Origin of the sequence: Parafrigoribacterium mesophilum (assembly GCF_039652555.1) — a bacterium.
GTDB lineage: Bacteria > Actinomycetota > Actinomycetes > Actinomycetales > Microbacteriaceae > Parafrigoribacterium > Parafrigoribacterium mesophilum.
Map to the genome: position 1 here is coordinate 335,638 of NZ_JBDJAF010000001.1, position 23,509 is coordinate 359,146.

Consider the following 23,509-nt stretch of genomic DNA (forward strand, 5'->3'; position numbering starts at 1 on the left):
TGTTGACCAACATGAGCGTTAAGGCAGTCGTTTTCGATGTGAACGGCACGCTATCGGACATGTCCCCGATCGCTGGCGCGTTCCAGTTCGTGGGCGCACCGCCGACGCTGGCGGAGACCTGGTTCGCCGGAGTTCTGCGGGACGGGTTCGCGCTTTCCACGCTGGGTGAGAGTAGCCCGTTTGCCGAGATCGCCCGAACCCATCTGACGGCGGTCCTGAGCTCCGCCATTTTGCCGCACTCCATCGATAAGGCGATCTCAACCATCCTCGAGCGGCTCGCTACACTGCCGCTGCACCCGGATGTCGCCGAGGGCGTTCGTTCCCTTACCGGCGCCGGCCTGGAAGTGATGACCCTGTCGAACGGCTCCCCCGATCTCGCTACAAAATTGCTCTCGGACGCAGGTCTCCGCGACGCGTTCTCCCACATCCTCTCGGTGGAAGGCACCGCCCCATGGAAACCGGCGGACGCGGCCTACGCGCTCGCATCTTCGGCGTCCGGATTCGCACCCCACGAACTGTTGCTCGTGGCAGTCCACCCCTGGGACATCCTCGGCGCCCACCACGCCGGGCTGCGCACCGCCTGGATCAACCGCAGCAACGAAACCTACCCGACCTATTTCACCCCACCCGACCTGAGCGCACCATCGATTGTCGAACTCGCGAAAATTCTCCATTCAGAAGCTTCGGGGAAGTAGGTCGCCTGGCAGGCGCGATTTGCCGCCCGACGGTTCTGCAGCAGTCGCCTAACCAGCATGCGGCGGATTCATCACACTCCGGACGGGGCTGGCGCCGCGGAGCAGTCGGCAGCTGACGCCGCCGGTGGCGAGCACCGCGAGTGCGAGTACGCCGAGGCCGGCGGAGGCGCCGGCAACGGTGACGATGCTGCCCACAAGCAGAGGGCCGCCAGCGTCGCCGAGCTCACGGCCCAGTTCGGCGGAGCCCATGGTCCGCCCCATCCGTTCCGGTGGGGTGGTCTCGGCCAGGTGCGCGAAGCCGAGCGGGGTGACCGTTCCAATGTCCACTCCGATGACTGCGGCCGCAAGGTACAGCGTGATCGGGGCGGGGAGAACCGCCACGGTGGCGATGCCGGTTGCGAGGACCACCAACCCCGCGCCGATCCCGCCCCGGTCGCCGACGCGCCCCCGATCCCGTGAGTGGCCCACGAACGGCTGAACCAGTGACGATGCCAGCGCAAGAACGGTGATCACGGCGGTGCTGGCGAAGATATCCATTCCCAGTGTCGAACCGACGGCGGGCAGGAAGCCGACGGCAGCGCCGAGCGATCCGGTCGCTGCAGCAAGCGCCAGGGTCGGGATGAGAAAGCTTCGTTGCGTGACCTGCCGTGTGAGGTCCACCAGTGTGTACCGGGGGCGTGGCAGCGGCGGCAGGGCCGGGAGCGCCAGGCCGACCCACACGGCGGTGACCGTTGCGATGCCGGCGAGAACGCCGAACAGGAGCGGGAATCCGCCCAGCCAGATCAGGCCGGCACCAAGGATCGGGCCGAGCGCGTAGCCGAGCGCTTTCCACGACCCGAACCGGCCGAAATATTCTCCGACCGAGAGCCCGGTCGACAGTCGGGCGACCGTGGCGGACGATGCCGGGGAGAACGCAGCCGCCGCTGCGCCCTGGCCGAGTCGGACCAGTCCTAGGGCTACCGGGCCGGCAACGAACATTCCAACGGTAGAGATCACGGCGAACGCGATGAGTCCGCCGATGATCACCGGATTCGTCCCGATCCGATCGCTGAGTGAGCCGAACACCGGTTTGAGAACGACCTCGGCCACGTCATACACCGCCAGCAGGATGCCGAGACTCAGCAGAGTCAGTCCGATGCTGCCGGCCTCCGCCCCGAATCCCGCGGCGATGCTGTGTGCGCCAAACGCGGTGGTGAACCCGGCCGCGTAAAGAGGCGCGATCACACCACGGCGCCACCCAGTCCGACTCATCCCACATCCTCCTCGGCACTTCGGCGCCCCTTTCGGATGCGATATTCCCGCACGGTAAGGATGACGACGAAGACATCGAACGCGGTGAGCAGCAACAGCCCCCACGAGAAGGCCACCAGCAGCAGATAAGCCTGGTAGAGGATGAAGGCGATCAAAAAGGTGATCAGCCACGGGTAGGCCCAGAGACGATTCCGGAGCACTGCCGCGACGAGGATGACTTTGACGAGTCCGTGAACCAGGAGGTAGACCGCACCGAAAAGGGTCGCCGAGACGTCGAGACTGCCGGCGAAGTGCACGAGCGCGTTTGCCAGCAGGTCGCGCGGATCTTCGGAGAGTTCGTGCTGGGTGAGGATCGACACCAGGGTGTTGATCTGTGCCGGCGTGGTGACCAGCAGCAACACACCACCGATTACCTCAAAGACGCCGTCGAGTCCTTTCAGGAGCAGGGTCACGAAAAACGTTCGGTCGAGCAGGACGTTGTCTCCCCCGATCACGGACTCCCGCAGCCTAGGCATGTAACTATTTCAACACTGGACCGGGCGGAGAGCTGGCCCGGAATGGGGACGGCAGCTTCGCCGTCATCGATGCAGGGAGTTGGAAGCATCTGAACGCTAGCGGAGAGTTCCGGCCGCAGGGTTCGTGTCGGCCACATCGGCGGTTATGGTGCGGGGCATGAACAAATCGAATCGTGTCGTCGTCATCACGGGCGCGTCATCCGGTATCGGCCGAGAAACCGCGTTGGAGTTCGGTAGACGTGGGGCGTGCGTCGTGGCCGCCGCCCGCAACCAGGAGGCTCTTCAATCCTTGAGTGAGGAGATCAAGCGGCTGGGCGGCGAGGCGTTGCCCGTGGCCACGGATGTCAGCGACTTCGCTCAGATGACCGCGCTGGCATCCGCCGCGGTGGAGCGCTTCGGCCGGATCGATATCTGGGTGAACAACGCGGCCGTGTCCACCTATGGCACCGTCGAACAGATGGAGCCGGACGAGCTCCATCGGGTGATCGAGGTCAACCTCATGGGTCAGATCTACGGGATGAAAGCGGCCCTGCCGCACCTGCGCGCCTCCCGCGGCTCCATCGTCAATGTGTCCTCGGCCCTGGCCGAACGCTCCGTGCCGTTGCAGGCGGCATACCGCGCCGCCAAGCACGGCATCGTGGCCTTCGGGGAAGCGTTGCGCCTGGAGCTGAAGGCGGAAAAGTCGCCCATTCAGGTCATCGACGTGCTGCCGTCCTCGATCAACACCCCACTGTTCCGGCACGCCCGGTCCAAGATCGGAGTCAAGCCCAAACCGGTCGGTCGCATCTACGAGCCGTCCGTCGTGGCCGAAGCGATCGTGGCAGCAGCCGGCCATCCGGTGCCGCGGGTGTACGCGGGCTTCGCCGGACGGATGCTCGACATCGGCCAGCGGATCAGCCCTCGACTCACCGACTGGTATCTCAGCGGCCCCGGCGACGCAATCGCCGGCCAGCGCACCGACGTCCCCGACGAGGGTGCCGACAACCTGTTCACCCCCAGCACCGGACGCGGCAGTACGACCGGGGACTTCGGCCAGCGATCGAAGTCCACGAGCGTGTACACGCGAACCCTCGCGCCGCATCCGGCTGTAGGGCGCGTCGCAGTCGCGGCTGGCGTTGCGGCGGCGGGCCTGGTCCTGCGCCGGGCCGGCAGTCGGAGATGAACCGAGTTCGAGACGTCAGGGTCCGGCCGGACCTGCTGTACGTTTCGAGCGGGTGGAATGTGCTGATCACCGACGTGCACGGCCGGGTCGCCGGAATCGGCTCTCAGGGCTTCTATGCCAAGAACACTCGGGTGCTCACCCGCGAACGCATCACGGTGGACGGCGAGGAGCCGCAGGCATTCACGACAGCCAAGGTGGGCGCACACGCGCTGATGTCCTACGCGAAACTCGTGGACGGCGAAACCCTCCCCCGGCGGGGCGTTTATCTGCTGGTCGAACGATTCGTCGGCGAGGGCTTGCGAACCCGTCTCACGGTGCAGAGCTATTCGGACGTCAAGCAACACTTCGACCTCGGTATCGAACTGGATGCCGACTTCAGCGACACCGAGGAGGCTGAGAGCGGAACGCGGCAACAGCACGGCCAGGTCGTCGATTCCTGGGATGACAGGGCGAAGCGGATGCGGCTGGACTACCGGCATCCGCAACTGCAGTTGGCGGTCACGACCACCGTTGAAACGCCCGGTGAAGTGTCATACCGGGACGGGATTCTGGGCGTCGACCTGGTTGTTGCGCCGGGAAGTTTCGTCGGCCTCGACCTGGTCACCGAACCGTGGATCGACGGGATCAGGCTGCCGGCGCCCCGGGCGACGTATGCGGAGCCGGACGATGTGGCGGCGCGAGCCCGCAGCCGCTTACGGCGCGAATTCGCGACGCTGCACTCTACGAATGTCGATGTCGCAACCGCCTGGCAGAGCGCGGTGAGCGACCTGGCCTCCCTGGCATTGGGTGAACGTTCTGGCCCGACCGCCCCGATCGCCGGGCTGCCGATTTACCAGCAGATCTTCGGACGGGACACCCTCACGACCGGCTGGCAGTCGTTGCTCGCCGGTCCGACCATGTTGCGCGACGCCCTGCTGCTCAACGCGGAGCACATCGGCAGGACCATCGACGATTGGCGCGACGAGGAGCCGGGGAAGATGGTGCATCAGGCCCGGCACGGGCCGCTGTCGAAGCTCGACATCAATCCGTTCAGCGGATACTACGGAGATTGGTCCACGAGCCCGGACTTTCTCATCTTTCTCGGCCAGTATCTCGCCTGGACCGGAGATCTGGACACCGTTCGCCACGTTTTGCCGGCGGCACGCCAGGCCCTCGACTGGTTGCGGCGCTATGCCGACCCGGACCGCGACGGGTTCATCGAGTACGAGACGCGATCCGAGCGCGGTGTGAAGAACCAGGGTTGGAAGTACTCGGCTACGGCCATCGTCGACCAGGACGGCGTCTCGGTAAAAAACCCCATCGCGAGCAGTGAACTGCAGGGCTACCACTACGCCGCGCTGCGCTACGCGGCGCTGACCTTCACCGCCTGCGGTGACCGGGTCTTCGCCGCACAGCTCGTCGCGCGCGCCGGCCGGCTGCGGCGCCGGTTCCACAGGACGTTTTGGATGCCGGAGCACGGCTGCTATGCGCAGGCACTGGGCCCGGACAAGCAGCAGGTGCGCTCTGTGAACTCCAACGACGCCCAGTTGCTGGCCACCGGCATCGTGCCCAGCGCCCTGGCCTCCACCGTCGCCCGGCGGATGCTCGCCCCCGACATGTTCAGCGGCTGGGGAATGCGCACACTCTCGGCGGAGCATCCGGCCTACGACCCGTTCAGCTACCACCGCGGCAGTGTCTGGCCGGTCGAGGCCGGCACGCTGGCGATCGGCCTCGCACGATACGGATGTTGGGACGAACTGCACCGCATCGCCGAAGCGACCTTCGCCGCGGCATCACTGTTCGAGGGTCACCGACTGCCCGAAGTGCTCTCCGGGCTCCCTCGAGACGACGCCCATCCACACCCCGGTGTGTATCCGGACTCCTGCTCTCCCCAAGCCTGGTCGGCCAGCGCCATCATCGCCATCATCCAGTCGTTGCTGGTGCTGCGGCCGGTCGCGCCGCTGCGAACCATCGTTGTCGACCCGCACCTGCCGCAGTGGTTGCCGGACTTCACGATCGAAGGTGTTCACGTGGGCACGGCGACCTTCGACCTGGCGGTGCGGCGCACCCGAAATGGCGGCGCCACCGTGAAAGCCCGCGGCGACCACGTCACCGTCGTACATCAGCCAACGCTGCAAAGCCGCCGCCGGTGACAACGTACGCGTTTCTCGGATGGTCGAGCGCAGTCGAAACCGTACGCGTCAGCGGAGGGATTTTGAAGGGAATTCGGCAGTTATCGCCCTGAGTTGCGCCAAGACGGATTGGACGTTGTCACGCTCCAGGGTTTCCGGTCGGGAGAGACAATCGATGTGCCGGCCGATCGCGGGGCGCGAGAGCGGGCGAAGAACGACGTCGGGGTTGTTGCGAAGATCAGTGGTGTAACGGGGCATCAGAGCGACGCAGTCGGTGGCGGCGACCACCGTCGCGGCCACGAAAAACTCGTTGATCCGGTGGCGTAGGTAGGCTTCGGCACCACCGATGCTTGCGATCAGGCTGACTGCCCGTTCGAGTGGGAAACCTTCATGAACTGCCACCCAGGCTTCCCCGCGGAGGTCCTCCGGTTCGATTGACGGCTTCGCGGCCAGGCGGTGGTCGCGCCGAACTGCCAGATCCAGCGGTTCAACCAACAGCGGTTCCGCCCGAACCGACGCTGGCCAGGGGGCACTGCCGACCAGTCGGTGAGCGATGACCAGGTCATGGTCTGCGGTAAGTGCCGGAAAGTCCTCCTGTGCTACATCGAAATCGCTCACGCTGATCAGTGGTCGTCCAAAGTGGCCGGACGCGGCCAGCATCGGGCCGAAGAGGGCCAGACCCGCACTGTGGAAGGCCGCGACCGACACTGTTCCCACTGTCTCGCTCTGGAAGCGCGCCACCGCCTGCTCGGCACGCGCCAGCGCAACTTCCACCTCGACTGCGCTCAGCGCCAACGCTCGTCCGGCATCGGTAAGGGCGGTTCGCCGGCCGTCTTTGAAAGTCAATGGGACAGGCAACTTTCGCTGCAGTGCGCTGAGCTGTTGCGATACCGACGACGGAGTGACATGCATGGCCGCGGCGACGGCGGCGATGCTGCCCCGCTCGCCCAACTCTCGCAAGGCGCGCAACTGTCCCAATTCCATAATGACAAACTAATGCATATCGCCCAGAACTGGTCCTTGTTCTAATTGGTTCCTGCCGGGAACATGAAGAAGTGATCGGTTATTTCGTCCGGGTTCGTGTGGATCTCGCGCTTCTCGTGGTCGCCGCGTCATGGGGGTCAACGTACCTCGCGGCCAAAGAGTTGGTCGCGCCAAATACAGTAGTGGCGCTCCTTTCGGTGCGCATGCTGCTCGCCGCAGCGATCATGTCCGCCATCGTCGCCGTGCGGCAGAAGCAGGTGAACTATGCGGAGCTGCGGGTGGGTGTGCTCCTCGGGGTGATGCTTTCGGTTGTGTTCGCACTCGAAACCTTCGGAATCGCCCACACCTCGGCGACCAATGCCGGACTCATCATCAGTCTGACGATTGTGTTCACTCCGATGCTCGACTCCGTCGCGTCCGCTCGGCGGCTGTCACGTCAGTTCCTTCTCGCCGCAGGGACGGCGGTCGTAGGTGTGGCGTTCCTCGCGACTAACGGTGATCTCCGCCCGCCCAGCTTGGGAGACGTGCTGGTGCTGGGTGCCGCAACCATGAGGGCGGTACACGTCATTTGCCTGGATAAGTACACCATCGGCAAAACGGTGGACTCGCTGAACCTCACGACCGTGCAGGTGGGCACCTGCGGCATCCTCTTCACAGGGATATCAATGGTCTCCGGCGTCCCCATCCCGACGTACCTGGCACAGCTGGATGCGATGCAAATCTTTCTTCTCGTCTATCTCGTTGTCGTGTGCACCGTGTTTGCGTTTTTCACGCAAACGTGGGCCGTTCGGCGAACATCGCCTTCACGAGTCAGTCTCCTCCTCGGTACCGAACCCGTTTGGGCCGTCGTAGCGGGAATCGTAATTGCACACGACACCTTCGAAATCATCGGGTATCTCGGGATCACGCTCATTCTCGCTGGGACGGCGGTTGGTCGCTCTATCGAACAGCGAGGCCGGGTACCGTCCGCCTTCGCTCAATGAGCCCCGAATCATCCCGGACCACTGTCGTGTCGGCAGACAGCTCTTCCGACGCCCGGGTGCTCAGCTCGGCGGCGCGCCGCCGCACGTTGGCGAGGGTCGGGTCTCGACAGGCTCGACCACCAGACGCGAGGCAGGAAAAGACCCGCAGCGGGTGGGGCCAATCGGGTTCCGGTACTGGTATCGGTGATTGAGCTTGTCGAAATCCCGGTTCGTTGGGGGGGTCTTGACAGGCTCGACCACCGGGGCCTTCTCGACCACCGGGGCTTTAGCGGGTGATGGTGCCGGTGAGGGAGGCGACTGGGCGTAGTAGTAGTGGTCTGGCGGCGTACCAGGCGGCGGCCATGACCAGGATGGAGGTGGCGAAGATCCAGAAGCCGACCCAGTTCTCGTTGTTGCTGCCGCCATACATGTGGTTGAGGTTGCGTAGTGCTCCGGTGGCCAGTACCAGGGTGACGTGCACGATGGTGAACAGGACGTAGTAGAGCATGACCGGGAAGTGGATGGCCCGGGCGATCTCGATCGGATAGATCCGGTTTAAGGTGGTGGCGTTCTTGGGCCAGGCCCCGGACATCCGTATCCCGGTGATGAAGGCGAGGGGTGCGGCGATGAAGACGGTGACGAAGTAGGCGATTAGTTGCAGGCTGTTGTAGTTGACCCAACCGTTTTCGGTGGGCCAGTTCAGGGACGCGTATTGGATGGCGACCGAGATCGAGTTGGGGATCACGTCCCAGTGCAGCGGGACGATGCGCATCCATTGGCCGGTGGGAAACAGCAGGATCAGGAAGATGATGCCGTTGGCTACCCAGAAGGCGGCCAGGCTGAGGTGGAACCACAGGTGCAGGCTGATCTTGGTCGGGGTGCCCTTGGTGCGGATCAGGCCCTTGTTGTTGCGGGTCCAGTGCGCCGGCGGCCGGGCGGTGGTGCGCACCTGCCAACCGGACCGGATGATCAGGATGATGAAGAAGAAGTTCAGGAAGTGCTGCCAGGACAACCAGGCCGGAAAACCCACCGGCGCCACCTTGGGCAGCTCGGATTGGCCGGAGAAGTCGGTCATGAACGACTGCACCGCCGGCAGTTGGCGCAGTCCCTTAGCCACCAGCACGACCACGACCAGGGCGACTAGCGCTGCGAGGGTGATCACCGCCGGTTTGAACCACCGGGCGGCGGTGACCGATTTCGACTCCGCCGTCACGATGCGGCTCGCTCTTTCAGCGCCTCGATCAGTTGCGGCACCACGGTGAACACGTCTCCGACAATGCCGTAGTCCGCGATCTCGAAAATCGGCGCGTCGGCGTCCTTGTTGATCGCCACGATCGTCTTGGCGGTCTGCATGCCGGCCCGATGCTGGATCGCGCCGGAAATACCCAACGCGATATACAGCTGCGGCGACACCGTGGTTCCGGTCTGGCCCACCTGGGAAGTCTGCGGCACGTACCCGGCATCCACCGCCGCGCGGGAAGCACCCACCGCCGCGCCGAGCGCATCCGCGAGTCGCTCGACCAGTTCGAACTTCTCCTTGGAGCCAAGGCCCCGGCCGCCGGAGACGACCACTTTCGCCTCCCGCAACTCCGGACGGGAGGAGGTGCCCACCGCATCCGTGATCCCGTCGACCACCGCGGAAGTCGCGGCGTCGGCGCTCACCTGAACGGTGCTGACGGTCGGCGTCGCGGCCGTGGCACGCTCCTCGATGGCCCCCGCACGCAGCGTCACGATCGCCGGCCCGCCCTCCACGGTCGACTCGACCGTGTAGGCGCCGCCGAAAATCGAATGAGTGGCGACGATCCTTCCGGCATCCGAACGCACATCCACCGCATCAATGCACAGGCCACCCTTCAGACGCACCGCCAGACGGGCGGCAACATCGCGGCCCTGAACCGAGTTAGTGACCAGGATCGCGGCCGGCTCCACCGCCGCAGTGGCGGCCACCAACGCCTCCAACTGCGGGCCAACCAGCAGCGTGCCGACCTGGTCGCACTCCGCCAAATACACCCGCTGCGCGCCCAGACCGCCCAGGGCATCAACCAACTCGGCCCCGCCGCCCGGGGCGACGGCAACCACCGCGACCGGTGTGCCCAGCCGTCCGGCGGCAGCAAGCAACGACGAGGCGGTGCCCAGGATCTGCCCGGTACCGGACAGTTCGATCAGAACAAGAATGTTGGACATGTCAGCTTCCTTCGATCGTTAGATAAGCAGCAGGTCAGCGTGTCAGATCAGGTGGCCCGCGGCCAGGAATTCCGCCAACTCCACGCCCGCGTTGCCCTCGTCAACAACCTTCCGGCCCGCGGTACGCGACGGTCGCTGCGCGGTAGTCAGCACCACCGAGCGACCACCACCGGACAGCTCATCGGCACCCAGACCCAGCTCGCCCACCGTGAACACGGTCAGCGGCTTCTTCTTCGCCGAGAGGATGCCCTTGAAATTCGGAAACCGCACCTCCGGAGCGCGCTCAGTCACCGACACCACCGCCGGCACACCGCAGTGCACCGCCATGCTGCCGCTCTCCGTGCCCCGCACCCCGCGAACTTCAGCCTCGGAAATCTCCACCGCATCCAGGAAACTCAGGTGCGGCACGCCCAGGTGCTCCGCGACCATTGCCGGAATCACCCCACCACGACCATCAGTGGACTCATTGCCGGCAACGACCAGATCGTACCCGGACTTCGCCACCGCCGCCGAAAGCACCGTCGCCGTGCGACCCAGGTCCGCACCGGCCAACGCATCATCCAGCACATGCACCGCAGCATCCGCCCCCAACGACAACCCCTTACGCAACGCCGCCGTCACCGAACCCGGCCCCATCGACAACACCACCACCTCGGTACCCTTATGGGCATCCTTGAACCGCAACGCCACCTCCAGAGCCCGCTCCCCGATCTCATCAATAATCGGCTCACTCGCCGCCCGATCCAGAATCCCCGTCACCGGATCCAACCTGCGCTCCTCATACGTATCAGGCACCTGCTTCAACAGCACGACCATCTTCATAGCTCGCTCCTTCTGCAACTGGCGGACCGGGTCACTTACTTGTCGCAACGGTTAAGACGACGCCCGGGTTTAGCAGCCCCCGGGGATCCAGTGCAGTCTTGATGGCTCTCATCGCGTTGATGTCGTCGGCGCTTCGAGTGCGAGAGAGCCAGGGAGCCTTCGCAATACCGACACCGTGTTCTGAACAGACGCTTCCCGCATAGGCCACGACCAAGTCGAGAATCGTGCTAGTCAATTCCTCGTCTTCTGGGTCAACGCCTAACAGGTTGACATGGAAGTTCCCCTCATTCAGATGTCCAAATAAATACAGTTCAGCGTGTGGGCGGGTGCGTGCTACCAGTTCACGCAGGTCGGTCTCGAAGGACGCAAGCACGCGGGTCGGGACTGTGACGTCAAGCTTGAGTGGAATACCGCGCTGATTGATCGATCCAGAATGTTCCTCGCGCAGTGCCCACAGTGCCGCTCTCCCCGGCTGGTCGGCAGCCACGGCAACGTCTAACACGTTTGTGGTGGTAGACAGCGCCTCAGCCAATTCGTCGGTGGGGTCGGTCCGATCGGCGCATTCGATCAGCAGATAGGCCGGATGCTTCTGAGCGAACGGGCTCGATACCTTCTCATTGTGTGCGCAGACCAGTTCCAACCCGTCAAGGTAGAAGACTTCAGCTGCCTCCAGTGTTCTGAGATCCGCCTTGAGCAGGCCCAGCACCTGGAGTGCGGACGCGGTCGAATCGACGGCGAGCAGGGCGACCGTACGGCATTTGTAGAGCGGGACAAGCCGTAATCGAGCTTGGGTTATTATGCCCAGTGTTCCCTCACTTCCTACAAAGAGTGACGGTAGATCGTATCCGGCGTTGTCCTTTGTGAGGCCACTCATCCGGCTCACGATGGTGCCATCTGCCAGTACCACCTCTAATCCGGCCACCGACGCCCTCGTTGTGCCGTAACGCAATACCTTCTCTCCGCCGGCGTTGGTAGCCACTATGCCGCCGATGGTCGCGCTGTCGCGGGGGGTGAGGTCGACCGGCATATCGAGCCCAACGCTGCGTACGTGCCGGTGGAGGGCCGCCAGAGTGACACCGGCCCCTACGGTTGTTTGGGCTGCGTCCATGTCGACTGGCTCGAGGGTCGTGAGTCTACGTGTGGAGAGCACCAGTTCACCATGGCGTGGAACACCGCCACCGACGAGACCCGTGTTGCCGCCCTGTGCAACGACGGCGACATCGTGGGTGGCGGCCGCTCGCATTGTCAAGGCAACTTCCTGCGTATTTGCTGGCGAGACCACCATGCTCGCGCTGCCAACGAATCTTCCCGTCCAGTCAATTTCGTTGGTGCGCTTGATGTCGGGGTCAGTAATCACATACCGCTCCCCTAGCGCTTCGCGCAGTTCGTCATCCAAGGACTTGAGAGATTTCGAGCGATTCACGGTGACCCTTCTTCTTATGGGGTTGACTGAACGGAGGGAATGCATCGCCGTACGCCGTCGTTGATGGCTGCGGCCTTGCATTAGCTCGCTGATTGTCTGTGGATGTTACGTCAGCACTAGTGCACGTGGAACGGTGCTTGCGGCAGCGTCAATCCAGCCGGCGTCGAGCCCTGCGCCTTTTAGCGCCTCGACAAGTTGGTGAAGTGCTTCCGGAGGCGGTGGGCTGTCAGGTTGGCCCGCGTCTGAGGACAGAATGAGGAGCGGCCCCGCGGCTTTTGCGACGGCCACCAGCTTGGTAACAGTCATTCCTGGCTGGTGCCACATTTGATAGGCAGTGATTTCGACGTGCGCTCCGAGACCAGCAAGCTCTTCGATTTCGGCCGGGGACATACCGGGAACTGTGTAAGACGGGTGAGTGAGCAATACCCGTGAAATGTTTCGACGGCGGGCTTGGTCGATGAGCCAACGGCACTCGGCTCGGCTCACGTGTCCTGTGCACAACACCGCGTCGTGTTCCGCAATAAGATCCAGGATCAAGCTGGCGTTGCGACCGACCGGACTATCTTCGCCTTCTATCGGTGGGATGGAAAGTGAGTATGGATCTAGTCGTCCATCTAAGTCGCCCAGGCGAGGCAACGCAGCTTCCACTTGTGTATGCGAGTCAGATGTTGGGAACCAGACCATCCGTCCGGCGGTTTCCAGTGCGGCTAGTACCGCGGCCGGGTTTACTCCGCCAACCGCTGTGTTCAGTGCTATTCCACCCACAACTTCCATTCCGGTGTGCCGGGATAACGCCGCGGCGCGGCTCACGGTTGGTTCGTGATGAGCCTTCAAGACAAAACCGGTGAACCCTGCTGCCTCGTACTGGGCACAGATGTCGTCGTCGGTGCCGATGCGGGCGATCACGTCCGGCGCACTATGAACATGTACGTCAAACAAGAGATTCGCTCCCATGGAGCCGACGCACATGCTTGGAGACTAAGTCCAGTCGCAGCTCGCGCAGTAATGGAACGTCCTTCCGGAGCTTGCGCAGCGAGGCGATGTCCAAGTCAGCGCTGATGACTCCGAGTTTGTGGTCAGCTTGTGCGATCACTTCACCTCGTGGGCCGATAATTCGCGACCCGCCCCAGAACGGCTTGCCGTCTTCGAAACCCGCGCGGTTGGCGAAGACGACGTAGCACTGTAGCGTTCTTGCCGCGTGAGCCAGGATGGCTAGCCAAGTTTGCGCCGCTTCGTCTTCAGTACGGCGGCCGAGGCTTGCTGCAGGAATTATGAGTACTTCAGCACCAGCATGAGCGGCAAGCCACGGCATGACGGGGTGCCAGGCGTCGTTGCAGATCAAGGTCGCGACTTGAACACCGTGCAGGTTGGCTTGAACCAGGTCGGCTCCCTCGGTGTAGCACTCTTGCTCATTCCACGGTTCGTACGAGACAAGATGCAGCTTTCGTTGGACACAACGTGCCGCTCCTACTTGGACGAATGAGTTGTAGGGCTTCAAACCGTTGTTTGCCTCCACGATCCCCAGACCGATGGTTTGGCCGGGCTTGGCCAATCGACTAAGCCTCTTATCGCTCACATCGATCGGCCTCGGTACTTGATCTGGTCGGAACGAAAACCCCGAAACCGACATTTCCGGGGTGATAATCAATTCTGCCCCTGGCACCTCGGCGGTCAGTGAGGCGATCTGTTCGAGGTTCTGGCTGACGTTTCCCCGTGTTGGAGTAGTTTGCAGGGCAGCCACACGAAGTAGTGCGGCTGCCCCGTTACCTACGGATGCCTGTTGCGTCACTTAAGGTCGTTGTCGGTGAGGAACGTGGTCGCAACGGCCTCTGGTGATTTCCCGTCGACGTCGACGGATGCGTTGAGCTTCTGTAGCGTCGCGTTCGTTAACTTTTCAGTGATCGGCTTCATTGCCGCTTCGACGGCGGGGTTCTTTTGCATGAAGTCTTGACGGACAGTCAGTGACAAGTTGTAAAAGGGGAAGAAGTTCTTGTCATCTTTGAGCACGGTTAGTCCCAGGCCAGCGATGCGTCCGTCGGTGGCGAAAGCTTCACCAAAATTGCACGGGTTACCGGTCGATACGGAGTTGTAGATCGGCCCCTCCGCGAGCGTCGCAACCTCGCTGTCGGGTACGTTGATGCCGTATGCGGCCTTAAGTCCGGGCCAACCGTCATTACGACCGAGGAACTCGGACGCTCCACAAAAACTAGCGTCCTTGGGGTCGGTTTGGGACAAAGCCGCATAGTCTGAGAGGGTCTTGACCTTCAACTTCTCGGCCGTCTCCGTCTTTACGGCCACCGCATAGGTATTGTTCGCCGCTGCCGCCGGCATCCAGACAATTTTGTTCTGTGCCAAGTCCATGTCTCGGACTTTTATGTACTGGTCGTCAGCGTCGTGCACAGGCTCGGTCTGTTTGAGGAAGCTGATCCATCCGGTCCCGGTGTATTCCCAGTACATGTCGATGTTGCCACTCGTCTCGGCGGCACGCACTGTGTCTGATCCCGACATTCCGCAGACTCGTTTGACGGTAGCTCCTTGAGCTTCGAGCCGTTGCGCGGTGATCTCACAGAGGATGAGTTGTTCGGTAAATTCTTTCGATCCGACTGCCACGTGTATCCCCTTGAGTGGACCGCTCGAGTTCGCGCCGGCCGCGGGCGGGTTTCCTTCGGACCCGCCCAGTGCACATCCGCTCAGAGTCATGACGCCGATACTCAGTACCGCCAGTAGTGCTTTTCCACGCATTGTGTATCTCCTTTGAAACAGTTTTCGGATTTTCTGGTTTTCTTGCGTTAGAGCCCTCGGGGTCGGAGGAAGCGCTCTCCGATGCTGGCAGCCCAGTCGACGAGCAATGCCAAGGCGACCGTGAGCAGGCTCCCTACGACCAACACTGGGAGTCGGTTGAGCACTATCCCGGTGGTGATGATGGACCCGAGGCCACCGGCATTCGTGAAGGTTGCGAGAGTGGCGACACCGACGTTTAAAATGAGTGCGACTCGAACCCCTGCCAGAATGAGGGGGACGGCTAGCGGGAGTTCAATGGTGCGAAGTACCATTCCACGCGTCATTCCCATTCCCCGTCCGGCATCAATAAGGGTGCGGTCGACCTGCTGGATGCCGACCATGGTGTTTCGAAGCACTGGCAGAAGCGCGTAGATGACCAGTGCGACCACTGCCATCCAGAATCCGATTCCAAACAGGATTGCGAAAAGTACGAGGACGCCGATCGAGGGAATGGCTTGTCCTCCGCTTGCCAACGCCAAGACGGGACCACTTATCCTGCGTGCACCTTGTCGCGTGAGCGCGATGCCCAGTGGTACGGCAATCAGGATGGTGGCGATGGTGGAGATGACGACAAGGTTCACATGTTGCAATGTGGCCGTAATGATGGTGTCAGTCGATAGGGCACGAAGTTCAATCGAGTCCAAGTTTGCAAGGTTGATGTAGCTCAAGACCCCGAGCACGAGCGATATGGCAATAGTGGGAAGTATCCAATACCCGGCCAGTCCGCGACCAGTTTTTGATCGCTCTGCGAGTACTGTGCTCACGGCGTCATCGTCGCCATCTGCGTGTCGCCCTGCCGGGCGGCGGCAAGAAGTAATTGTTGGAGCCCCACGCTTACGTGGCGCCCATCAGCTGCTGTGAAAGCTATGGCAGTAGCCGTGCTGCCGAGGATTCGCTCCAGAGCATCCTGAATCGTGGTAGTCGACATAGCCGTGATCGTGCCAGCGCCGACGTCGGTATCTGGCATGTTCTCGAACCGGATGTCGCCGAGGGTGAGTAACGCCAATCGCTTGATCGCGGCACCCCCGCCGACAAAGTTACGGACGAATTCGTCCGCGGGATTGGTCAAGATCTCGAGCGGAGTGGCAAACTGGGCGATCCGGCAGCCGTCGTCAAAGATCGCGATTCGATCTCCTAGGCGAAGCGCCTCGTCAATATCGTGCGTCACAAAGACAATGGTCTTTTTCAGACGCTTCTGAAGGCTAAGGAACTCATCTTGAAGTTTCCGCCGCGTCACTGGGTCGACTGCGGCAAACGGCTCATCCATTAGCATGATCGGAGGATCTGCGGCCAACGCCCGCGCCACTCCAACGCGTTGTTGCTGACCGCCAGAAAGTTGCTTCGGATACCGTTCGCCGTACTTGGGATCCAACCCGACGAGTTTCAAAAGCTCAGCGGTTCGCGCCGTTCTCACCGCTTTGGATATTCCGTTCATCTTGGGGACCAACTCAACATTGGCGGCGACAGTCAAGTGAGGCAGCAGGCCAACATGCTGAATGACGTAGCCGATGCCCCGGCGCAACAGGTCGACATCGACGTTCGTTACGTCTTTGCCGTCAATCCAGATCTTGCCTTCGCTTGGTTCGACCAGGCGGTTGATCATTCGCAAAGTGGTCGTCTTCCCGCATCCGGACGGGCCCACCAGCACAACGAACTCACCAGACCGTATCGAGAGGGACAGGCCGCTGACGGCCCTCACGTCTTGAAGCGGATATTGCTTCGACACATTTTCGAGCTGGATCATTGTGCCGGGTTCAGCGTTATTTCGATCAGACATCGAGACCTCGTGGTGTTGTGAATTTGCCTATGAGCGAGAAGATCAGGTCGAGGACCAGTGCCACCAGAACGACCCCGATGACCCCGGTCACGACTTCGTTGAGTGCGTTGGCCCCACCGATTCGCGCCAAGCCGCGGAAAATTAGCTCGCCAAGTCCGGGGCCCGCCACTGCTGCAGCTATCGCAGCTGTTGCCACCAGCATGATCACGGCGACACGGATACCGTTGAGGATCGCCGGCCACGCGAGTGGAAACACGATGACGATCAGTCGCCGTCGGTTACCCATCCCTAAACCACGCGCGGCATCTATCACGGCCGGATCTACGCCAGCGATGCCCGTAACAGTATTCTGCAGGATCGGAAAGATTCCGTAGACCGTGAGAGCAGCGATCGTAGGCCCCGCGCCCAGTCCGAACAAGGGAATCATGAGCGCAAATAATGCGTATGACGGGATCGTCAATAGCGTGCCTGAAATTGATAAGGACGCCTGACGCAGCGCCGGCCGGGATTCGACAAAGAATCCCAGGCCGACGCCGACTACGGCGGCAATACTCACACTGATCAACACGGCTTCCAAGTGCTGTTGCGCTAGGAAGAAGACGTGGTTTGCGTTTTCTGCCAGGTAGTCGATCAACGTCATGATCCGGGCCTATTACCGCGTCGCGAGTACGCCGGAGAACGACTCCGAGAAGAACTCTTCGATCAGTTTCGCTACGCGTTTGAAGGTCGGATCGTCGTCGAACATCCACTCGGTGTGACCCTTACCTTCCAGAAGGACCAACTCCTTAGGTTCAAGAGCGGAGTCGTACAGCCGCTGAGCTTCATCCACTTTGTGGAGCTCGTTTTCGGAACCATGCACAACCAAGAAGGGGCGCGGCGACAACTTGTGTGCCTCCGCCCAGGGATGAAAGCGCAACAAGAAGTCGGCTGACTCTAGCGTGACTCCGGAACCAAACCCGGGCGCCTTATACAGTTCGCGTTCCACATACCCATCCGTACGGTCGTCAAGATTGAGCCGGACAATATCCCATGGATCCGTAATCTCTGAACGACCGTTTTCGGCCCGCCTACCCCGGTCAGCCTCGACACGGGATAGCAAGCTTTGCCAGGTGGATTCGTCGTGCATCTTCCTCGTAGATTCGAAACCGTCGGCGATTCCGTTGCAGCAAACCACTGCTTTGACGCGTTCGTCCTCGCCCGCTTCGTAGACGACTACTCCACCGCCCAAGCCCCAGCCCAATAGGCCGATACGCTCTGTGTCAAGTTCTACGTGGGTGGAGACACGATCGACTGCTGCTCGGATGTCCTCGGCCCATTCCTGGGGTACCAATCTGCCTCTCTCCCCTTCGGAGAGACCGAACCCACGGTAATCGAAAGCGAGAACAGCGAAGCCGCGCGGCACCAATGCCCTGGCCCAGCGCTCCGGGTGGATGACTTTCAAGCCTTGAAATCCACTGGCAGCGATAATCACCGGGTACGGCGTGCCAGTGGGGTTCTCGTCGGGCAGGTATAGGTCAGCATCCAAGCGATAGTTGGAACTGAAGAACGGAAACGGGATACGGCGCATTTTGATCCTTCCAGATCAGGTTTGTTCGAGTTGAATATGGGATGCAATTTGAGAATGGAATGCAATTATTGGTTCAGTAATGACAACTTTCTGGCTGCCGCCATCAGGTGCGACGCAACTGCATGAAGCTGCGGTTTGACGCGGAACACTGGTCCCGATATGTTGACGGCCGCCACGATGCGACCATTTTGGTCTCGAACTGGTGCGGCAACGCCGAGTACGTCGGCATCAAAGAGCCCGTCAGATATCGAGTAGCCTTCTTCGCGTGCTCGGGCGATTGAGTTGAAAACGGTTTCGTGCTGGCTTCGCGACAATTTCTGGTCACGCTCGAGCAGGCCTTCAATTTCCTCATCCGAGCGATCGAGCACGAGAGCAATCCCCGAAGAGGTATTCCAGACCGGAGTGAGACGTCCGACCCAACCAACCGCCTCGAGCGCGCGGCTCGATCCCTCGGAGTGCACTGTCAACACTTGGTACCCGCTCAGAACGGTTAGATGCGCTCGTTCGTGAAGGGTTCCGGCCAGAACACGGAGCATCGGAATGCCCGCTTGAATGAGCCTCTGATCACCGCCCTTTGCCGCAATAGCAAAGAGCCGCCAACTCAAGCGATAACGAAGCCTTTCGTCTCGTTCTATAAGTCCGGAATCCGCTAAATGCTTGAGCTGACGCGACGCAACCGACTTGTCGCGATCCAAACGTCGAGCCACCTCGGCGACCGTTAACCCATCGACCGATTTTTGATCGGCTGCGCCCAATATCTCAAGGATGGCCATTACCTTGTACGCGCCATCGCCCTGAGACATCTTTGTGATCACAGAGCCGACCCTCCCACCTACTTGAGGTCGGTGCAACATACTGATGCAGTTTTTGCACCATGTATTTTGTGTGCAGATGCCACGAAGCCGTGCAACAGGAGATGAGGGGTGGAGGCCTTCCGAACCGAGGCATCACTCAACGCGGGGCGACCGAACTCGACTCCGCGGAGCTTGCGGGCGGCCGACGCCGATCCGGCATGAAGGACTTTGCGCACGATCCGATCGCAACAACCGCGGTGAGTTCTTCGGGCAGAAGTCCCACGGGTCCAGCTCCGCGGCGAGTTTGAGAATGCCGCCACCGAGCCCCCTCGGTCTCGCACGTATTGCGATTCGAAGCCTCGATGTTATTAGGAAGTCTTGACACATCAGATGGTAAGGGCTAACTTACCGTTCGTGGACACTTACCGAGCTAGTGACGGATGGGATGCTCTGGGCGATCGCACCAGGCGCAGCATTATCGAATGCCTGGCGGAGCGGCCTAGAGCAGTCGGCGAACTCGCAGCTGAATTGCCGGTTAGTCGCCCCGCTGTGTCTCAGCACTTGAAGGTGCTAAAGAACGCAGGGCTCGTCGTTGAACACGCGGCCGGTACCCGCCGAATCTATCGGCTCAATCCGGCGGGGGTAAGCGCACTGCGCGACCAGCTCGACACGTTCTGGGACCGAGCGCTGACCGCATACAAGAGTGTTGTCGAACAACCAACCAAGGAGAGATCATGACCAAGACAGCGACCGCGGTGGTCCGCAGGGAGATCGTCGTTGAAGCACCGATCAAGCGCGCCTTCACCGTGTTTACCGAACGATTCGGCGATTTCAAGCCGCCCGAGCACAACCTGCTCAACGTGCCCATCGCCGAGACCCTGTTTGACGCGAAAGTGGGCGGCTACATCTATGATCGCGGCGTAGACGGGAGCGAGTGCCGATGGGCTCGCGTCCTCGCATACGAGCCGCCCGACCGTGTCGTGTTCAGCTGGGATATAGGCCCACAGTGGCAGCTCGAGGCCGACCCAGAAAACACCAGCGAGGTGGAAGTCCGTTTTGTCGCGGAAGCCCCGCAACGTACACGGGTCGAACTAGAACACCGCAATATCGATCGGCACGGCCCCGGATGGGAATCTCTCAGCGAAGCCATCGCGGATGACGCCGGATGGCCGCTGTACCTTGCACGCTATGCCGCCCTGATCAATGGGGTCAGCTGAAGCGCCACAAACGTCACCGACGTCCTCGAAATAAACACTCGACAAGCTCGACCACCGGATCCTCGACAACGGAAGAGCGGTGTGGGTCCCGACGCGACCAGATCGTCTCCGAGGTTTCAGCGTTGTCACCGCCGACGGTGATGGGTGTCTGGATGACGGCAGCCTCACCGCTCGCCCGAAGAGCCCGAACAGCGCGACGAAGGCGAGCAGCACGACTACGAGGGAGATCCATGCCCCTCGACGGGAGGTGAGGTGCTCGGGCAGGGACTAACGAACCTGATTTGCAGACATGCAAAGAGCCCTTCAGGACCCGGCAGTTGAGGCATCGCGCGCGCGGAACTCTGGCTCAACCCTTCGGTTGATATTCGCCCGGTCTGCGCGAAAGTACGCCGGCTGGACGTATCTGACGGCGGACCAGATCGCTGTCGTTTCACACACCGGCAGCGGTCAGGTCCCGACACTCTCGACGACCGGAGGCGGGGTCTCGACAAGCTCGACCACTGGAGCTCGACCACCGGAGGCGAGGCAGGAAAAAAGCCGCAGGGGGTGGAGCCCCATGCGGCTTTTCGCTCCCCGACCAAGACTCGAACTTGGAACCTGCCGGTCAGAACAGGTCGAGCGCCTAACGCACTCAAGGACATCTAACACGCCCGAATTCCGCTGGTTTGTCGGGAGCCGAACAATATGATTCTACTGCCGATTACCGGTTGATTCGGGCTGATTCTGGACGCGCAAAGGCGTTTTTGGACGCGTTTTCAGACGCGTACGACGGCTTGCGGTAATTGCCCTGCTTCACGTGTAAATGGGCGCACTCAGCCATGGCAAAGCCAGCTCGTTGTGTTGGCACCTTGCGAGCATCGGCATTGGAAACTCGTACTAGTGCACGAAGCAATGGCGGAACGCGTCCAGTTGTTCTCCGTCGGCGGCACTGAGGACTAGGTAGACGTCACAGGAAACACCCGGTGGCGGCCCTACCTTTGTGGTGTCGAGATTCATAGGGTGCGACAACCCGACGTCGGCTTGGCGTTTCCATTCCAGCACCCACGCCAGCTGAGTCAGCACACTCGGCACCGTTGATCCATCCGCGGCCTTATCTCCCAAGACATTCGTGTACCGAGCGAGGGTCACTAACGGTTCATCAGAGGTATCGGCGAGCATCCGAATCAGGGGGTTTTCAGCGCCGTAGTCGCGGGCCGTTGCCTCGGTGACCTGAGCGGTTGCACGCACGGGAACGATATCGGCACCGATGCCTGAGATCCTTACTTCACCGGGGACGGCTGGCCCCAGCGCGGCGAAGACATCGGGCGGTTCGCCGCGCTTCGCTGGGTCCGGGATGTAATACGGCGGCGACGGAGCTACGTCGGTCACAACCGCCTGATCGATGGCCGGCAACGCAAGCGGCTCCGGCGTTGTGCCCGCGCAACCGGCTAGCGCGAGGGTGGTTAGAAGCGCGGACGCGGCAACCGCCTTGCCCGCGGGGAACCATCTTTCGCCACTCATCAAGCTTCCTTAGACATACGCTGAAGTTTTCTCTGAAGGTCTGGCTGAACGTGAGTATCCGCCCAGAACGGGTATAAGTCAATAGTCCGCAATGCGTTGCTACGTCGCCCATACGACATGCTCGACCAGCGGGTTCGAGACACGCCACGCTGAACCTGGTTTCGGCGGGCTCGACCACCAGAGGCGGCTCTCGAGAGGCTCGACCACCGGGACCACCGGAGGCGGGCATTAAAAAACCCGCAGGGGGTGGAGCCCCATGCGGCTTTTCACTCCCCGACCAGACTCGAGCTTGGAACCTGCAGGTCAGAACAGGTCGAGCGCCTAACGCACTCAAGGACATCTAACACGCTGTCGGCAGCGCTGGAATTCTGACCACCTAGGTCTGGAGCCACGACTTCCATGCCATCCGAGAAGACCACCTTCATCGTTCCCAAATCGCAGGTTGCTCGGGCGAACTTTGATCACTAAGTTGCGGCTACAGCACAAACTGTGTGGTCCCTACAACCCTCGGGTTACCGACCTCGTTTGAGCCCACGATAGAGGAAGTACACAATTCCGAGGACCCCGACAAACCCGATTAGCAATGCGCCTGGCCACCCGACAGCTGGGCCAGACGAACAATCGCTCTGCGCTGCGCCCGACAGGTAACCCGCGCAGGAACCTGAGTTCAGCCCGAAAACGATAAGAAAAATCGCGGTCGCGGTAGCGGCAGCGACGACGAACCACCCCCATCTCACGCGACCCTTTGGCGCATCAGACATGCATGAATGTTACACAGCGGCAGCCAGAACTGAAAGCGTCGCACTGAATCGCTAGGAACCAGTGGAGGAACGGGTGTCCGTCGGTTGCAGCCGGGTCACGGCAGTACCGATTATCGTATTCGATCTCGGTGAGACATCCGATCGAGGGGCGCTGTCGGTTCCTGATGGTAGCCACTGACCTCGCTGGTCCCACTTCTTCCACCCGAAGCCTTGCGGAGGAACGTCGAACCGTTGCTCAATTCTTGACGCCACCGGACCAGGCCGGAAGGTCACCCTCCCTGCTCACCTGGAAATCCACTGCCACACTGGCGGCGGGAAAAACCTTCACGGGCACACCGGCGATCGAGATCAGGTTCTTGCCATCGACGAGCGCCGCACTCGCGGGAATCGGGCCGGCAAGCGTCACACTCACCGCGCCGGTCAGTTCATCCACCCAGGCACTGGTCGGGGCGCCGATCCCGTACTCGGCCGCAACTCCCGATTCCGGCGTGACGAGCTCGCGAGCGAGTTGCTCACGAGCACCCACCGCGTAATCCACCGGCTCGGCGATCACCGGAAGCGGCGTCGTTCCGGCTACAGACTCGATGGAGTCCAGCAGCCGATCCACATTCGGATGGTCCTCGAAGTAGCGCAGGACGATGCTCTGGCCATCGGCCGCGATCTGCATCGCGATCGCGCCCCGGAACTCGGGATTCCCGTCGCCGATTCCTGCGCTCTGCAACATCTGCAGGGTGGCATCGACCGAACCGTCTGTTGTTGCTGCTGCGCTCTCATTCACCGCGCTGCTGTCAGCAGAGGAACCGGGGCCAGCAGCACCATCCGCCGCGAACACTGGACCGACGGCCACCGTTCCCACCAGAGCGCCACAGGCGACTGCGGTGCCGAACCGACGCCACCACAGCTTCGACTTCGAATTAGCCACGTGCACCCTTCTATTCAAGGACAACATACCCCGATTTCTTGTGCAACCGTCAACTATCACTGACGGAGGCACACGGAGGTC

Annotated in this window: 23 protein-coding genes; 6 read left to right on the plus strand and 17 right to left on the minus strand. The window is 61.7% G+C overall.

What is annotated here, in order from left to right:
• The first annotated feature begins 11 nt into the window (after nucleotides 1–11).
• On the plus strand, nucleotides 12–695 hold the full coding sequence (locus ABFX56_RS01675) for a haloacid dehalogenase type II (protein ID WP_346231543.1): 684 nt from the start codon (nucleotides 12–14) through the stop codon (nucleotides 693–695).
• 48 nt (nucleotides 696–743) lie between these two features.
• Here the strand turns inward: ABFX56_RS01675 and ABFX56_RS01680 are convergent, their stop codons facing one another.
• Complete coding sequence (locus tag ABFX56_RS01680) at nucleotides 744–1,946, minus strand: MFS transporter (RefSeq protein WP_346231544.1); 1,203 nt, start codon at nucleotides 1,944–1,946, stop codon at nucleotides 744–746.
• Complete coding sequence (locus ABFX56_RS01685) at nucleotides 1,943–2,461, minus strand: DUF2127 domain-containing protein (RefSeq protein WP_346231545.1); 519 nt, start codon at nucleotides 2,459–2,461, stop codon at nucleotides 1,943–1,945. The genes ABFX56_RS01680 and ABFX56_RS01685 overlap by 4 nt, the downstream gene beginning before the upstream one ends.
• A 157-nt stretch (nucleotides 2,462–2,618) precedes the next feature.
• Between ABFX56_RS01685 and ABFX56_RS01690 the strand changes: the two genes are divergently transcribed.
• Together ABFX56_RS01690 and ABFX56_RS01695 are read left to right on the plus strand one after the other, a co-directional pair.
• The gene (locus tag ABFX56_RS01690; protein WP_346231546.1) at nucleotides 2,619–3,623 is read left to right on the plus strand and encodes an SDR family oxidoreductase; all 1,005 of its coding nucleotides are present in this window, start codon (nucleotides 2,619–2,621) and stop codon (nucleotides 3,621–3,623) included.
• Nucleotides 3,620–5,755, plus strand: a complete 2,136-nt coding sequence (locus tag ABFX56_RS01695; RefSeq protein ID WP_346231547.1) for a glycogen debranching N-terminal domain-containing protein — start codon at nucleotides 3,620–3,622, stop codon at nucleotides 5,753–5,755. The genes ABFX56_RS01690 and ABFX56_RS01695 overlap by 4 nt, the downstream gene beginning before the upstream one ends.
• 48 nt (nucleotides 5,756–5,803) lie before the next feature.
• On the opposite strand, the gene ABFX56_RS01700 is transcribed toward ABFX56_RS01695, so the two are convergent.
• Nucleotides 5,804–6,718, minus strand: coding sequence for a LysR family transcriptional regulator (locus ABFX56_RS01700; protein ID WP_346231548.1), 915 nt, complete (start codon nucleotides 6,716–6,718; stop codon nucleotides 5,804–5,806).
• A gap of 71 nt (nucleotides 6,719–6,789) precedes the next feature.
• Here ABFX56_RS01700 and ABFX56_RS01705 point away from each other — a divergent pair, with 71 nt between their 5' ends.
• Entirely contained in the window at nucleotides 6,790–7,701 is a 912-nt protein-coding gene (locus ABFX56_RS01705) for a DMT family transporter (RefSeq protein ID WP_346231549.1), read from the plus strand.
• Nucleotides 7,702–7,966: 265 nt separating this feature from the next.
• Here ABFX56_RS01705 and ABFX56_RS01710 read toward each other — a convergent pair whose 3' ends face one another.
• The 12 genes from ABFX56_RS01710 to ABFX56_RS01765 form a co-directional block, all read right to left on the minus strand.
• Nucleotides 7,967–8,893 (minus strand): cytochrome b/b6 domain-containing protein, encoded by a 927-nt coding sequence (locus tag ABFX56_RS01710; protein ID WP_428834382.1) that lies wholly within the window; start codon nucleotides 8,891–8,893, stop codon nucleotides 7,967–7,969.
• Nucleotides 8,890–9,864 (minus strand): electron transfer flavoprotein subunit alpha/FixB family protein, encoded by a 975-nt coding sequence (locus ABFX56_RS01715; protein ID WP_346231550.1) that lies wholly within the window; start codon nucleotides 9,862–9,864, stop codon nucleotides 8,890–8,892. Before ABFX56_RS01715 ends, ABFX56_RS01710 begins: the two co-directional genes overlap by 4 nt.
• A gap of 42 nt (nucleotides 9,865–9,906) precedes the next feature.
• Nucleotides 9,907–10,686 (minus strand): electron transfer flavoprotein subunit beta/FixA family protein, encoded by a 780-nt coding sequence (locus ABFX56_RS01720; protein ID WP_346231551.1) that lies wholly within the window; start codon nucleotides 10,684–10,686, stop codon nucleotides 9,907–9,909.
• Nucleotides 10,687–10,717: 31 nt separating this feature from the next.
• Nucleotides 10,718–12,109, minus strand: a complete 1,392-nt coding sequence (locus ABFX56_RS01725; protein ID WP_346231552.1) for an FAD-binding oxidoreductase — start codon at nucleotides 12,107–12,109, stop codon at nucleotides 10,718–10,720.
• Between the two features lie 105 nt (nucleotides 12,110–12,214).
• Complete coding sequence (locus ABFX56_RS01730) at nucleotides 12,215–13,078, minus strand: DUF6282 family protein (RefSeq protein WP_346231553.1); 864 nt, start codon at nucleotides 13,076–13,078, stop codon at nucleotides 12,215–12,217.
• A complete protein-coding gene (locus tag ABFX56_RS01735; RefSeq protein ID WP_346231554.1) occupies nucleotides 13,041–13,898 on the minus strand; it encodes a carbon-nitrogen hydrolase family protein in 858 nt (285 codons plus the stop codon). Before ABFX56_RS01735 ends, ABFX56_RS01730 begins: the two co-directional genes overlap by 38 nt.
• Nucleotides 13,895–14,851 (minus strand): glycine betaine ABC transporter substrate-binding protein, encoded by a 957-nt coding sequence (locus ABFX56_RS01740; RefSeq protein ID WP_346231555.1) that lies wholly within the window; start codon nucleotides 14,849–14,851, stop codon nucleotides 13,895–13,897. Before ABFX56_RS01740 ends, ABFX56_RS01735 begins: the two co-directional genes overlap by 4 nt.
• Nucleotides 14,852–14,898: 47 nt before the next feature.
• On the minus strand, nucleotides 14,899–15,654 hold the full coding sequence (locus ABFX56_RS01745; RefSeq protein WP_346231556.1) for an ABC transporter permease: 756 nt from the start codon (nucleotides 15,652–15,654) through the stop codon (nucleotides 14,899–14,901).
• On the minus strand, nucleotides 15,651–16,634 hold the full coding sequence (locus ABFX56_RS01750) for an ABC transporter ATP-binding protein (RefSeq protein WP_346231557.1): 984 nt from the start codon (nucleotides 16,632–16,634) through the stop codon (nucleotides 15,651–15,653). Before ABFX56_RS01750 ends, ABFX56_RS01745 begins: the two co-directional genes overlap by 4 nt.
• Before the next feature lie 25 nt (nucleotides 16,635–16,659).
• On the minus strand, nucleotides 16,660–17,307 hold the full coding sequence (locus ABFX56_RS01755) for an ABC transporter permease (RefSeq protein WP_346231558.1): 648 nt from the start codon (nucleotides 17,305–17,307) through the stop codon (nucleotides 16,660–16,662).
• A gap of 12 nt (nucleotides 17,308–17,319) precedes the next feature.
• The gene (locus ABFX56_RS01760; protein WP_346231559.1) at nucleotides 17,320–18,234 is read right to left on the minus strand and encodes an alpha/beta hydrolase; all 915 of its coding nucleotides are present in this window, start codon (nucleotides 18,232–18,234) and stop codon (nucleotides 17,320–17,322) included.
• Between the two features lie 65 nt (nucleotides 18,235–18,299).
• Entirely contained in the window at nucleotides 18,300–19,049 is a 750-nt protein-coding gene (locus tag ABFX56_RS01765; protein WP_346231560.1) for an IclR family transcriptional regulator, read from the minus strand.
• 369 nt (nucleotides 19,050–19,418) lie between these two features.
• On the opposite strand from ABFX56_RS01765, the gene ABFX56_RS01770 reads away from it, so the two are divergent.
• Together ABFX56_RS01770 and ABFX56_RS01775 are read left to right on the plus strand one after the other, a co-directional pair.
• The gene (locus ABFX56_RS01770; RefSeq protein ID WP_346233118.1) at nucleotides 19,419–19,766 is read left to right on the plus strand and encodes an ArsR/SmtB family transcription factor; all 348 of its coding nucleotides are present in this window, start codon (nucleotides 19,419–19,421) and stop codon (nucleotides 19,764–19,766) included.
• Nucleotides 19,763–20,245 (plus strand): SRPBCC family protein, encoded by a 483-nt coding sequence (locus tag ABFX56_RS01775; RefSeq protein ID WP_346231561.1) that lies wholly within the window; start codon nucleotides 19,763–19,765, stop codon nucleotides 20,243–20,245. The genes ABFX56_RS01770 and ABFX56_RS01775 overlap by 4 nt, the downstream gene beginning before the upstream one ends.
• 876 nt (nucleotides 20,246–21,121) lie before the next feature.
• Here the strand turns inward: ABFX56_RS01775 and ABFX56_RS01780 are convergent.
• The gene (locus ABFX56_RS01780; protein WP_346231562.1) at nucleotides 21,122–21,745 is read right to left on the minus strand and encodes a hypothetical protein; all 624 of its coding nucleotides are present in this window, start codon (nucleotides 21,743–21,745) and stop codon (nucleotides 21,122–21,124) included.
• Nucleotides 21,746–22,741: 996 nt separating this feature from the next.
• Nucleotides 22,742–23,428 carry a hypothetical protein gene (locus ABFX56_RS01785; protein WP_346231563.1) on the minus strand — a complete coding sequence of 229 codons (687 nt, stop codon included), beginning with the start codon at nucleotides 23,426–23,428 and terminating at the stop codon, nucleotides 22,742–22,744.
• Nucleotides 23,429–23,509 lie beyond the last annotated feature (81 nt).